Annotated in this window: 12 protein-coding genes; 3 read left to right on the forward strand and 9 right to left on the reverse strand. The window is 45.8% G+C overall.

All coding sequences use genetic code 11. The features are described 5' to 3' along the window. Window positions 1–78 precede the first annotated feature (78 nt). The 6 genes from atpD to ACZ1GZ_RS01000 all read right to left on the reverse strand — a co-directional run bounded on the left by atpD (window position 79) and on the right by ACZ1GZ_RS01000 (window position 7,514). A complete protein-coding gene (gene atpD / locus ACZ1GZ_RS00975) occupies window positions 79–1,593 on the reverse strand; it encodes a F0F1 ATP synthase subunit beta (RefSeq protein WP_472666556.1) in 1,515 nt (504 codons plus the stop codon). Between the two features lie 24 nt (window positions 1,594–1,617). Then, the gene (locus ACZ1GZ_RS00980; RefSeq protein WP_472666557.1) at window positions 1,618–2,496 is read right to left on the reverse strand and encodes a F0F1 ATP synthase subunit gamma; all 879 of its coding nucleotides are present in this window, start codon (window positions 2,494–2,496) and stop codon (window positions 1,618–1,620) included. Between the two features lie 24 nt (window positions 2,497–2,520). Next, window positions 2,521–4,050 (reverse strand): F0F1 ATP synthase subunit alpha, encoded by a 1,530-nt coding sequence (gene atpA, locus ACZ1GZ_RS00985; protein ID WP_472666558.1) that lies wholly within the window; start codon window positions 4,048–4,050, stop codon window positions 2,521–2,523. Next, entirely contained in the window at window positions 4,050–4,610 is a 561-nt protein-coding gene (locus ACZ1GZ_RS00990; protein WP_472666559.1) for a F0F1 ATP synthase subunit delta, read from the reverse strand. The genes atpA and ACZ1GZ_RS00990 overlap by 1 nt, the downstream gene beginning before the upstream one ends. A 251-nt stretch (window positions 4,611–4,861) precedes the next feature. Continuing rightward, window positions 4,862–5,251 (reverse strand): AGROH133_08824 family phage infection protein, encoded by a 390-nt coding sequence (locus ACZ1GZ_RS00995; RefSeq protein WP_472666560.1) that lies wholly within the window; start codon window positions 5,249–5,251, stop codon window positions 4,862–4,864. A 58-nt stretch (window positions 5,252–5,309) separates the two neighbouring features. After that, window positions 5,310–7,514 (reverse strand): primosomal protein N', encoded by a 2,205-nt coding sequence (locus ACZ1GZ_RS01000; RefSeq protein WP_472666561.1) that lies wholly within the window; start codon window positions 7,512–7,514, stop codon window positions 5,310–5,312. A 97-nt stretch (window positions 7,515–7,611) separates the two neighbouring features. Here ACZ1GZ_RS01000 and fsa point away from each other — a divergent pair, with 97 nt between their 5' ends. Beyond that, window positions 7,612–8,265 carry a fructose-6-phosphate aldolase gene (fsa, locus tag ACZ1GZ_RS01005; RefSeq protein ID WP_472666562.1) on the forward strand — a complete coding sequence of 218 codons (654 nt, stop codon included), beginning with the start codon at window positions 7,612–7,614 and terminating at the stop codon, window positions 8,263–8,265. Between the two features lie 73 nt (window positions 8,266–8,338). On the opposite strand, the gene ACZ1GZ_RS01010 is transcribed toward fsa, so the two are convergent. Further along, entirely contained in the window at window positions 8,339–9,286 is a 948-nt protein-coding gene (locus ACZ1GZ_RS01010) for a 1-acyl-sn-glycerol-3-phosphate acyltransferase (RefSeq protein WP_472666563.1), read from the reverse strand. Between the two features lie 195 nt (window positions 9,287–9,481). On the opposite strand from ACZ1GZ_RS01010, the gene ACZ1GZ_RS01015 reads away from it, so the two are divergent. Beyond that, window positions 9,482–10,417 (forward strand): tyrosine recombinase XerC, encoded by a 936-nt coding sequence (locus ACZ1GZ_RS01015; RefSeq protein WP_472666564.1) that lies wholly within the window; start codon window positions 9,482–9,484, stop codon window positions 10,415–10,417. Between the two features lie 138 nt (window positions 10,418–10,555). Then, window positions 10,556–11,635, forward strand: coding sequence for a TraB/GumN family protein (locus ACZ1GZ_RS01020; RefSeq protein ID WP_472666565.1), 1,080 nt, complete (start codon window positions 10,556–10,558; stop codon window positions 11,633–11,635). Window positions 11,636–11,658: 23 nt separating this feature from the next. Here the strand turns inward: ACZ1GZ_RS01020 and ACZ1GZ_RS01025 are convergent, their stop codons facing one another. After that, window positions 11,659–12,114: a YtoQ family protein gene (locus ACZ1GZ_RS01025; protein ID WP_472666566.1), complete on the reverse strand. Its 456-nt coding sequence runs from the start codon at window positions 12,112–12,114 to the stop codon at window positions 11,659–11,661. Between the two features lie 9 nt (window positions 12,115–12,123). Then, window positions 12,124–13,533, reverse strand: coding sequence for a dihydrolipoyl dehydrogenase (gene lpdA / locus ACZ1GZ_RS01030; RefSeq protein ID WP_472666567.1), 1,410 nt, complete (start codon window positions 13,531–13,533; stop codon window positions 12,124–12,126). Window positions 13,534–13,557: the final 24 nt, after the last annotated feature.

Genomic DNA, 13,557 nt, shown 5'->3' on the forward strand with positions numbered 1-13,557 from the left:
AAACGTCCAATTAGAAACGAGTAAGGTTCAATAAAATACTGCTACGCGAAGCCGAATGCTTCGCGTAGCATAAATTGCTTAGGCAGCTTCAGCAGCCAATTTTTTAGCTTTTTCGATCGCCATGTCAATGCCGCCAACCATGTAGAAAGCAGCCTCTGGAAGGTGATCGTATTCACCAGCAACCAAGCCCTTAAATGAGTTGATTGTATCCTGAAGATCAACCAACTGACCAGGTGAACCAGTAAACACTTCAGCCACGAAGAATGGCTGTGACAAGAAGCGCTCAACTTTACGAGCACGTGCCACTGTCACTTTATCTTCTTCAGACAATTCATCCATACCCAAGATGGCGATGATGTCTTGCAAAGACTTGTAGCGCTGTAGGATTTCCTGAACAGAACGAGCAACTTCATAATGCTCATCACCCACGATTTGTGGATCAAGCATACGAGAGTTTGAATCTAGTGGATCCACCGCAGGGTAGATACCTTTTTCAGAAATCGCACGGTTCAACACTGTTTGCGCATCCAAGTGAGCAAATGTTGACGCAGGCGCCGGATCGGTCAAGTCATCGGCAGGCACGTAAACGGCTTGCACTGATGTAATCGAACCTTTTGTTGTTGTTGTAATACGTTCCTGCATGGCGCCCATGTCAGTTGACAATGTTGGCTGATAACCCACAGCAGATGGGATACGGCCAAGTAGCGCTGACATTTCAGAACCAGCCTGTGTAAAGCGGAAGATGTTATCAACGAAGAACAACACGTCCTGACCTTCATCACGGAAGTGTTCCGCAATTGTTAGACCAGTTAGAGCAACACGAGCACGCGCTCCTGGAGGTTCGTTCATCTGACCAAACACGAGAGAACATTTAGAACCTTCGCCACCGCCTTCAACGTTCACGCCTGATTCAATCATCTCGTGGTAAAGATCGTTACCCTCACGAGTACGCTCACCAACACCAGCAAACACTGAGTAACCACCGTGTGCTTTCGCGATGTTGTTGATCAATTCCTGAATAAGAACTGTCTTACCCACACCGGCACCACCGAAGAGGCCAATTTTACCACCACGCGCATATGGCGCTAGCAAATCAACAACTTTAATACCAGTTACAAGGATCTCAGCTTCTGTAGACTGCTCAGAGAAATCTGGAGCTTCTTGGTGAATCGCACGCTTAGCTTTTGTTTTAACAGGACCAGCATCATCCACTGGCTCACCGATCACGTTCAAAATACGACCCAGTGTTTCATCACCAACTGGTACTGAAATCGCTTCGCCTGTGTCAGTTACTTCCTGACCACGAACTAGACCTTCTGTGGAGTCCATCGCAATTGTACGAACAGTGTTTTCGCCCAAGTGCTGTGCAACTTCAAGAACAAGGCGGTTGCCCACGTTCTCTGTTTCAAGAGCACTTAGAATTTTCGGAAGTGGACCATCAAATGATACGTCAACCACCGCGCCGATAACCTGCGTAACTTTACCAACTTGACCAGCTGCGGCTGTCTTAGTCGCTGCAGCTTTTTTAGCTGGTGCACGTTTCGCTGGCGCTTTTTTTGCTGCGGTCGCTTTTGTCGTCGCTGCTTTTGCCATGTTTATTAACCTCTTTATATCGACTTAGAGTGCTTCTGCACCCGAGATAATCTCAATGAGTTCTTTAGTAATTTGTGCTTGACGTTGGCGGTTGTAGCTCATCGTCAATTTGTCAATCATATCACCCGCGTTACGCGTTGCATTGTCCATTGCGCTCATTTTAGCACCCATTTCACCAGCAACATTTTCAAGCAATGCGCGGAGAATTTGAACTTTGATATTACGCGGAATAATGTCTTCCAAGATCTCATTTGCATCTGGCTCATAATCATAAGCTGCATCAGAACCTTGTGCATCTTCTTCAGACGCTTCAATTTTTGCAGGAATGAGTTGCTGAGCTGTCGGTACTTGTGAAATCACAGATTTAAATTCTGAGTAGAACAATGTGCAAATATCAAATTCGCCAGCGTTAAACAGAGTTGAAATGCGGTTTGCAATATCCTCTGCATTGGCAAATCCAATGTTTTTAACTTCGCGCAAATCTACACGGTCAATAATCGCTGTTTCAAACTCACGCTTGAGCTGATCAAAACCTTTTTTACCAACGCAAAGGATTTTCACCTCTTTACCCTGGCTTTGTAGTTCTTTCGCATGAAGACGCGCAAATCGAGCAATCTGGGTGTTAAAACCACCGCAAAGACCACGTTCAGCGGTACAAACAACAAGCAAATGAACATCGTCTTTGCCTGTGCCTGCCATCAAACGTGGCGCATCATCACCACTTACTGCACCGGAAATATTTGCCATGACAGATGCCATGCGCTCTGAGTAAGGGCGCGCAGCTTCCGCAGCTTCTTGTGCACGACGCAGTTTAGCAGCCGCCACCATTTGCATGGCTTTGGTGATCTTCTGCGTCGCCTTCACTGAGGCAATCCGGTTTTTCAGATCCTTTAAAGAAGGCATCCGTATCGTCCTTAGTTTAGCCTATTAGGCAAAAGTTTTCGCAAATGAATCAATCGCAGCTACAAGCTTCTCTTTGATTTCATCGGTGACAGCTTTCTTGTCAGCAATTGCAGCAAGAACATCTTTTCCTTCGCCGCGCATGTGGCTTAGAAGACCTTGCTCAAATGCACCAACCTGGCTGACTTCAAGGTTATCAAGATAACCGTTCACACCAGCAAAGATCACTGCAACTTGCTCTTCCGTTTTAAGCGGAGAGAACTGAGGCTGTTTCAATAGCTCTGTCAAACGCGCACCACGGTTCAGCAAACGCTGAGTAGATGCATCCAAGTCAGAACCGAACTGCGCAAACGCAGCCATTTCACGGTACTGAGCAAGTTCACCTTTAATCGAACCAGCAACCTGTTTCATCGCTTTAATTTGAGCAGATGAACCCACACGTGACACTGAAAGACCAACGTTCACAGCTGGGCGGATACCTTGGTAGAACAATTCTGTTTCCAAGAAGATCTGACCATCAGTAATCGAAATCACGTTTGTTGGAATATAAGCAGACACGTCGTTCGCTTGAGTTTCAATAACAGGTAGAGCTGTTAGAGAACCAGAACCATTGTCTTCGTTCAATTTCGCTGAACGCTCAAGAAGACGTGAGTGAAGATAGAAAACGTCACCAGGATAAGCTTCACGGCCCGGAGGACGACGAAGTAGAAGTGACATTTGACGATAGGCAACAGCCTGTTTTGACAAATCATCGTAACCGATCAAAGCGTGTTGACCATTGTCACGGAAGTATTCGCCCATTGTACAAGCAGAGAATGGTGCCAAGAACTGCATCGGAGCAGGATCAGACGCTGTCGCTGCAATCACGATTGAATATTCAAGCGCACCGCGATCTTCTAGAACCTTCACGAACTGAGCAACAGTTGAACGCTTCTGACCAACCGCAACATATACGCAGTAAAGCTTGTCAGCTTCGTTGTCTGCATCATGTGCTGGCTTCTGGTTAAGGAATGTATCAAGAAGGATCGCTGTTTTACCTGTTTGGCGGTCACCAATAACAAGCTCACGCTGACCACGACCAACCGGGATCAAAGCATCAATTGATTTAAGACCAGTTGCCATTGGCTCATGCACAGACTTACGAGGCATAATACCAGGAGCTTTAACATCCACACGGGCACGCTTCTTGGCTTTGATTGGGCCTTTGCCATCAATAGGGTTACCCAAAGCATCAACCACACGGCCGAGCATTTCAGGACCAACAGGCACGTCCACAATAGCGCCAGTACGTTTTACAACGTCGCCTTCTTTAATGTCACGGTCAGAACCAAAGATAACAACACCAACATTGTCAGCTTCAAGGTTAAGTGCCATGCCGCGAATACCACCAGGGAATTCGACCATCTCACCAGCCTGAACGTTATCAAGTCCATACACACGAGCGATACCATCGCCCACTGACAATACTTGACCGACTTCAGAGACTTCTGCCTCTTTGCCGAAATTTTTAATTTGATCTTTTAGGATTGCGGAAATTTCCGCGGCACGGATGTCCATCAGCCAACCTCTTTCAATGAGAGCTTAAGGGTGGAAAGTTTAGTACGCAAAGATGTATCAATCTGACGCGAACCAATTTTAACAATTAGACCGCCGAGAAGCGACGGATCAACGGTAAGTTTGACCGCTACGGTTTTGCCAGTCACGCTCTTCAGCGCAGCCTGCAATTCTTTTGTCTGCGTTGCATTCAACTCATGAGCTGAGATTACGTCTGCAGTCACTTCCCCGCGATGACGCGCGACAAGCTCACGATACCCCTGCGCAATAGCAGGAAGCGTAAACAAACGTCTGTTTTGCGCAACAACATTTAGGAAGTTTCCGGTCAAACCGGAGATTTTAGCCTTTTTGGCCAAAGCTGAAACAGCGTTAAACTGATCTTCAGCTGAAAACACAGGGCTTTCAATAAGTCTTTTAAGATCTTCACTTTTCTCGATCATAGCTTCGAAGCTTTCAAGCTCCTTGCCAACTTTATCAATAGATTTTGCTTCTAGAGCAAGTTCAAACAGCGACGACGCATATCGTTCTGCAACACCGGAAATGAGATTGGAACTGTCAGCCACGGGCAATTTTCTCTGTTCTGGTCAAGCAATATCAAATTTGGAAGAACTCCAAGCGATATCGGCTTAATTATTTACGATTTTAATGAAAGACATGAGAATTCTCCCCACATGTTTTCCATATTTTGCGGGTACCTAGCATAGGATTTTCTGACAGGCAACACACGTGAGGCACCAAAATTGAAACAATGTGAGATGAAACGCCGCACCCTAGGGGCAAAATAATCGTATCCTATTGATTTATATACACATTTCTAAATCAAACCAAAAACGTATAATGTCGGCAAAATGCCCAGCAATGCTTCGATAGGCCAGGATATCCAATTGTACTTGGTATTTCCCCCATCAAGCGCCATAGAAACTATGCGCCCGCAGGCAGTAATTATCCAACTCACGCCCAATGCGAGGTATAAAAGCGGTTGCGCGAGCAGAATACAGCAAAACCCAACACCCAAATAGAAGCCGGCCATTGTCGCGCGTGATTCTGAAACCGCTGACGGCACATCATCAAATGTCTTCAGCCGCAATATTTTCAAAGATAACCGCGGCATGACCAGCAACAACACACCAAATCCAATTGTTACGATCGCGGAAGCAAAAGCAAACCACTCGCCTGGTGAGGTGGGAAAATAAAAATCGATCATGTTATGCGGCCCTAACTGCGTATGTTTATTCTAACTACGGCAATACACGAAGATCAGATTAAAGAAAACTCTGCGGATCAATATCAATTTGCACCCTCAGTGATCCGCGCTCTTTGGGTCCACCTTCAAACATCTGACGAATGTACTTTTGAATATCTGCACCTTTCGGACCATGAATGAGCAACCTCATTCGGTGACGCCCACGCACCAATGCTAAAGGTGCATCCGCCGGCCCTAACAGATTAAACGGTGATCCGGAAGGAGCTGAACTTCGCAATGCCTTACCGTGAACTTCCGCTTCAACACGGTTATTAGCGGATATAATAATCGAAGCCAAACGACCAAATGGTGGCAAGTTAGCGCGTTCCCTTTCAATGGTTTCTCGCTCATAAAACAATTCACCATCACCAGAGACTAGCGCCTGCATAACCGGATGTTCTGGTTGATACGTTTGAATAAGCCCGGAACTTTTCCGGCCCGTCCGCCCGGCGCGACCTGTGACTTGAGACAATAATTGGTAAGTCCGTTCTGCAGCGCGGGGATCCCCATTTGACAAACCTAAATCAGCGTCCACCACCCCAACTAACGTCATAAGCGGAAAATTATGGCCCTTTGCGACCAATTGCGTGCCAATAATGATATCAGCTTCACCCTTGGCAATTGCATCCAACTCAAGTCTTAATCGCTTTGAGCCACCCATCATATCTGAAGACAAAACGATAACCCTTGCATCGGGGAAATGTTGATCCATCTCTTCCGCAATCCGTTCGACCCCAGGACCACAGGCAACCAAGTGATCAAACGTTCCGCATTCCGGGCATGATTCATGCACGGGTTCATGATAGCCACAATGGTGACATTGGATTTGGCCTCTAAACCTGTGTTCCACCAGCCAGGTAGAACAATTTGGACATTGAAATCTATGACCGCACACCCGGCATAAGGTCAGAGGTGCATAACCTCGTCGGTTCAAAAACATCAACGCCTGCTCTTCGCGCTCAAGTGTTTTGCGCACAGCATCGATTAAAACTGGCGAGATAAACCCGCCGCGTTTGGGAGGCGTTTTGCGCATATCAACAAGCGATAAATCCGGCAGAGCTGCATCGGAAAAGCGTTTTGACAATACAATACGCTCATAACGACCTTGCTCAGCATTTACATGCGTTTCCAAAGATGGTGTTGCTGAGGCTAAAATAACAGGAATATCGTTGAGCCGCGCTCTAACAACCGCCATATCGCGCGCGTGATAAAAAACACGATCCTGTTGCTTATAAGCCGGGTCATGCTCCTCATCGACAACAATTAAACCCAAATTTTCAAACGGCAAAAACAATGCACTTCTAGCACCGGCAACTACGCGCACTTGCCCATCAATAACTTGCCGCCACACGCGCTCTCTGTTTTTCGGTGCAACATCTGAATGCCATTCAGCGGGTGGAGCACCAAAGCGATCTTCAAAGCGTTTCAAAAATGAGGCGGTGAGCGCGATCTCAGGCAGTAAAATCAATACTTGCTGGCCACGCTCTAAAACTTTCGCAATTGCCTCAAAATAAACTTCGGTCTTACCTGATCCTGTTACACCATCGAGCAATACAGAATGAAACGCGTCATCTGAAATGATTTCAACCAGATCATCGGCACCAGCAATTTGCTCATCGCTCAATTCAGCACGTCCATAAGTTGGATCAGGCTTTGCCACGATTGCCGGCGCGGGCAACATGATCGTCTCGAACACACCTTGTTTAGCCAATCCATCAATCACACTTGGTGTAACACCCGCAGCATGCGCAAGACCAGATTTGCTCCAAGCCATACCATCGGAGCTATGCTCTAAAACGCGCTTGCGCGCTTCGGTAAGTCGCTCCGGCATTTGTCCCGTATTGCGCAAAGCGGGGATCATCGGCTCCGGTTCTAACGCAGCGGGTGCACGCAGTGCCATTCGCGCAACCAAACCAGGTGGAGAAATTGTATAATTGGCGATCCAATCGATGAATTTGCGCATGGATTGGGTCAGCGGGGGGCAATCAAAAACTTCGCTGATAGATTTTAGTTTTTTAGCGTCAACCTGATCTGTTTCACCGTCCCAGACCACACCGATAACTTTACGCGGACCAAGCGGTACTTGCACAATCGAACCCGGCTCCACGTCCACCCCATCAGGAACGGCATAGGTGAAGGGACGCTCCACCGGCATTGGCACCAAAACAGGAACCGAACGCGGTTGAGCTTCTTCAAACAGCAGGTTTTGCGAATCATTCATCATTAGGACGTGACCTTGCCCCCAGATTAGTCTAAAGAAAAGCTGCGCCCACTAAAAATGATGGTTTTTACCATCAGCTTGATAAATTCGGAGTTCAATTATGAAATTTTTTGTCGATACAGCCAATGTAGACGATATCAGAGAAATTAATGATCTGGGTCTGTTGGATGGTGTGACAACTAACCCTTCCCTGATCATGAAATCTGGTCGTGACATCATCGAAGTAACTAAAGAAATCTGTTCCATTGTAGAAGGTCCTGTGTCTGCTGAAGTCACAGCCATGGAATATAGCGAAATGCTTAAAGAGGCAGAAGTGCTTGCTAAGATTGCAGACAATATCTGCATCAAACTGCCGTTGACACTTGACGGTTTAAAAGCATGTAAAGCACTCACTGGCGATGGACACCAAACAAATGTCACTTTGTGTTTTTCTGCAAACCAAGCTCTGCTTGCAGCAAAAGCAGGCGCAACATTTATCTCACCATTTATCGGTCGCTTGGATGACATCAGCCTTGACGGTATGGAACTTATTGCTGAGATCCGTCAGATCTATGACAATTATGATTTCCAAACTGAAATCTTGGCAGCCTCAGTTCGCACAGTGAACCACGTTAAAGACGCAGCGTTAATTGGTGCTGATGTGGTGACTGCGCCGCCTGCAACACTTAAAGCGCTTGTGAAGCATCCTTTGACAGACAAAGGCTTGGACGCATTTATGGCAGACTGGGCAAAAACAGGTCAATCAATCGGATAACCTGCTTAGGAATAAAAATAAAAAAACCGGCGTTTGACCCAAGCGCCGGTTTTTTATTATTCATTTGATCGGTTTAAAATGCCGAAGCGTATTTTTGACTTTGATCAGGCTGATACCCCAGATCAAACCCATGATCTAAATCTTCGATAAGTCCGTGAACCGTATGCTGCTCAAGCGCTTTCGTTGCGGCATTCATATCATTGCCCAACTGGTCTGGCATGATGATATTGCCGATTTTAAAATTAAAGATCTTATTCTTCTTATTCAGCAATTCATGAAACACGGTAATATCGCGCAACTCAGCTGAATATTTTGACAAAAAGTAAAATAGACCTGAATTACGTGAACTCATGTTTACCGGCAGGATCGGAAGATTATATTTCCGTGCCATGGAATAAACTGATGGCTTCCATTCACGTTCAGCCAATTTACCCTTTTCATTATCCCAATATGCGATGCGACCGGATGGGAACAAGATCCCAGCTTTATCTTCTTTAAATGTCTTTGACGTTAGTTGCAGCGTCTCACGTGCTTTTAAGCGAGATTTATATTCCTCGCGCCATTCAACCGGTATGATAATTTCATTCAAACGCGGATTAACACGAATTGCGTCCCGATTGGCAAAGAACATCATATCAGGTCGTACACCCTTAAGCATATCGAACATCGCAATACCGTCAGCAATCCCTGTTGGATGGTTACTAACTAGCAAAAAAGCACCTTCACGCGGGATACGCTCGTAACCTGAAACGTTGATCTGAAGGTTTAAGATCTTACTGATATATTCAAAAGAATCGTGTCCAGATAATTGGCTCGTTGCATCAGCAAATTGAATAGCTTCTCGGTAATGCAAAAACGTATGCGCTATGGGGCGAATAACAGGCCAAAGTGGATGGCTCATAATGCCTTTACCGCGCTCAGCAATCAATTCATCAACGATATGGCCTGGTCTACCATATGTTAAAAGTTGCAGAGCTTCAGACAAACCACCAAAAGCGGTCATTTCATTGCGCTTAAACATGTTGCACCATTATCTACAAAACTGCTTGGTCTAAAAACACCCGAATTATCTTGGGCATCTGGCCGTCTTATTGCAGCGAATTGTGTAGTTACTATGACGTAAATCAAAATTACGTCTTTTCATCCATATTTAACGGCGCAATAACATATCTGCGGTAAAATTTGAAAGTGTTGAACCCAAATTATAGTGGATTTCATGACAGAATATCTCACAATTGCCGGTAAAGATGTAATCAAGCAACAGTCTCAATGGTTGATTAATTTAGAATCTGAGCGACGGTTATCAGACAAAACTGTCGAAGCTTATGAGCGAGATTTGCGACAATTCTTCGTTTTTATGACCGATCACTTGGCAAAACCGCCGAGCATAAAGGATCTTTCTGATATTCGCCCAGCGGATTTACGTGGATTTTTAGCATCGCGCCGTCGCGACGGTGCAGGTGCGCGCACATTGGGACGAGGACTTGCCGGCGTCCGTTCATTTCTGCGATATTTAGAAAAACAAGGTTTGGCAAATGCATCAGGCGCGCGCGCTGTAAGATCACCAAAACAACCGAAATCTTTGCCTAAACCGCTCACAGCTCAAGACGCAATTCGCGTTACCAATCAAGACCTGCAAATGATTGACGAACCTTGGCTTGCTGCACGCAATACTGCAGTTATGGTACTTCTTTACGGATGTGGTCTACGCATTTCAGAGGCATTAAACTTAACCCGTGGTGAAATTACTAAAAAAACTGAAGCTTTACGCATCAACGGCAAGGGAGGGAAATCACGGATTGTTCCTATCCTTCCAGTCGCGATTGAAGCGATCGAAACTTACATTGACCTGTGCCCGTTTCAATTGGAAAACTCCGAATTATTGTTCCGAGGCGCACGTGGTGGCAAATTGCACGCAGCGATCATTCAACGGGACATGAAAAAGCTACGCTCAGCGCTGAATTTACCAGATACAGCAACTCCACATGCATTGCGGCATTCTTTTGCGACACATCTGTTAGCAGGTGGAGGGGATTTAAGAACGATCCAGGAATTATTAGGACATGCGAGCCTATCAACCACGCAAATTTATACAGGTGTCGATACAGCCAGATTGCTCGATATATACAACAAAGCTCACCCGCGGGCTTAATCTAACTTTTCGTTTTGGGAATTAAGGTTTTTCATATTAACAAGTTGAAAACCATAAATGCGCTCTGCGCTAATACGTTTACTAATTTTATGGCAAATTGGAGCTAATATCCCGCTGGACAGTAAATTAGGGACGTGTATGTTGACCAAAACCATCACTTGGCGCAAATTTTTGAACGAAAATCTTGATCAGACGATCGCCATTGGGTTGCACGTTCTGGCACTAATCAGCTTTGTCGTTTTCAACATGTTTGCCGTAGATCAAGCACAATCTGACGAGTTGGACAAATCCTGTATTAGCAATAATCTGGTTCAGCAATTATCCGAGCAAACTTTGCAAGACGTCCAACAGGAAGCATTAAATACGCCAAATGGTCAGGGGCTTTTTTGGAAAATTTCCAAGGATGGACTAAAACCGTCATGGCTTTATGGCACCATGCATGTCACAGATCCGCGTGTGTTAAACCTACCCGATCAGGTCAAGCAAGCTATTGATCTATCCGACACCGTTGTGATCGAGACGTTGGATCTGCTTGATCCTCGCAAGGCACAGGCCGCGTTATTCAAAAATCCTGGACTGACAATGTTCACCGACGATCAGAGGCTGACAAGCACGATGTCGGCCGAAGACAAGGCTTTTGTAGAGGCGGAGCTCAAAGAACGGGGCATACCAGCAAGCTTGGTTGCGCGACAAAAACCCTGGATGGTAATGAGCCTTGTCAGTATTCCGCAATGCGAACAACAGCGCAGAGCAAATGGTCAGCAAATCTTAGATTTCGACATAGTTGAACGCGCCAAATCTCAGGGCAAAAATCTTGAAGGATTGGAAACCATCTTTGAACAAATGTCGGCGATCGGGTCGCTACCAATTGAGTTCCAAGTAAAGGGGCTTGTTGAAAGCCTCAAACTTGGAGACTTGCTCAATGACGTTCATGAAACAATGACCCAATTATACCTTCAAGAAGACATTGGCCTCATTACACCCGCGTTAACCGCTGTCGCCAAGAATCTGGGACAAGAAGAAGATCCAGATGCAGACTTTGGTGAGTTTGAAGCAAAGATTATACTCGCGCGAAACTACCTGATGGCAGAGCGAGCGGAACCAATCTTAGATAAAGGCAATGCCTTTATTGCTATTGGCGCGCTTCATCTTCCAGGCAAAGAAGGCGTAATTGAACTGCTACGCAAAGAAGGTTATGAGATCACGCGGGTGCAATAACACACCCGCATCATCTGATTTAATTAGCTTGGTAATTTGCTCGTTAAAACATATTGTAAAATATCGACAACTTCATCGGCCTTTTCGCAAACAGCTAATGCTGCAGCGTCAACTTCTTTAAGCGCATGTTGATGTTCAGCTGAATGAATAACGATGATGGATTTGCCAAGCGCAGAAGCATAGCCTGCATCAAAAGCTGCATTCCATTGTTTATATTTCTCACCAAACCGCACGACAACGACATCGGCATCTTCAATGCCTTTGCGTGTGCGGATCGCGTTCATTTTAGCACCCTTATGATCATGCCAAAACTTTTGATCTTCTGCGCCCAAAATCGCAACACCACAATCATCTGACGCATCATGATCTGTCACAGGAGCAGAAAAACTCACATCAAGTTTTTTAGCTTTACAGCCGTCCATGATTTCTTCACGCCAAGATGTGTGAATTTCACCAGAAAGATAGATATTCAAATTCATGGGTTCACCTTACATGTGAATTGGTTTTGCAAAAGTCGCCATCGCTGCTTCTTTTACAGCTTCAGACATAGTCGGGTGCGCATGGCATGTACGTCCCAAATCTTCAGAAGACCCACCAAATTCCATCAACACTGCCGCTTCATGGATCATATCACCTGCGCCAAAGCCGATAATATGAACACCAAGCACACGATCGGTTGTTTTATCCGCTAGAACTTTCGCAAACCCATCAGGTGCGAGCATCGCACGTGCACGGCCATTTGCTGAGAATGGGAATTTACCCGAACGATAGGCAATACCAGCAGCTTTAAGCTCTTCTTCTGTTTTACCAACAGAAGCAACTTCAGGCTGGGTATAAACAACACCTGGGATAACATCGTAGTTCACATGACCTGCTTGACCGGAAAGAATCTCAGCAACCGCGACACCTTCGTCTTCAGCCTTATGCGCAAGCATCGCACCACGGACCACATCACCAATTGCATAAATACCTTTGACTGATGTTTGGAAGTGATCATCGATCTCAACACGGCCACGATCATCCATAGCAACACCGGCTTCTTTAAGACCAAGATTATCTGTATATGGCTTACGACCCGTTGCAACGAGAACAATATCTGCACCAACCGATTTCGCATCCCCACCTTTAACAGGTTCAAAGGTGACAGTAGCACCGCTATCAGCTTTCTTAACTTCAGTCACTTTGGCGCTGAGCTCAAACTTAATGCCCTGCTTTTCCATGATCTTCTTAAACTGCTTGGACACTTCTTTATCCATGCCACCAAGCACCGTATCAAGATATTCAACCACAGTGACATCGGCGCCCAGACGCGCCCAGACCGAACCAAGCTCAAGTCCGATGACACCGCCACCAACAACAACCATTTTGCTTGGCACTTGTTCAAGTTCAAGCGCACCAGTTGATGAGACAATCACCTTCTCATCAATATCGACCTTAACACCTGGAATACCCGCAACATCTGAACCAGTTGCAATCACAATATTCTTTGTCTCTAAATCTTGTGTAGAACCGTCGTCCGCCGTCACTGTGACTTTGCCAGCGGCCGCGATTGAACCTGTTCCTGTATAGGTATCGATCTTATTTTTCTTCATCAAAAATGCGACACCATCCACATTGGATTTAATAACCGCTTCTTTATGCTTCATCATGTTTGGCAGATTTAGTTTTGGTGTTTCAAGATCGACGCCAAGCTCTGCATATTGATGACCAGCATGATCAAAAACTTCTGATGCATGAAGAAGCGCTTTGGATGGAATACAGCCGATATTGAGACAAGTCCCGCCAAGCGTTGCGCGTTTTTCAACAACCGCGGTTTTTAGACCCAATTGTGCAGCCTTAATGGCGCAAACATAGCCACCAGGTCCGGTGCCGATTACGATGAGATCATATGAAGACATGAGTTTTTCCTTAGTCTTAAGCTA

Source organism: Lentilitoribacter sp. JB5-8 (assembly GCF_055693385.1).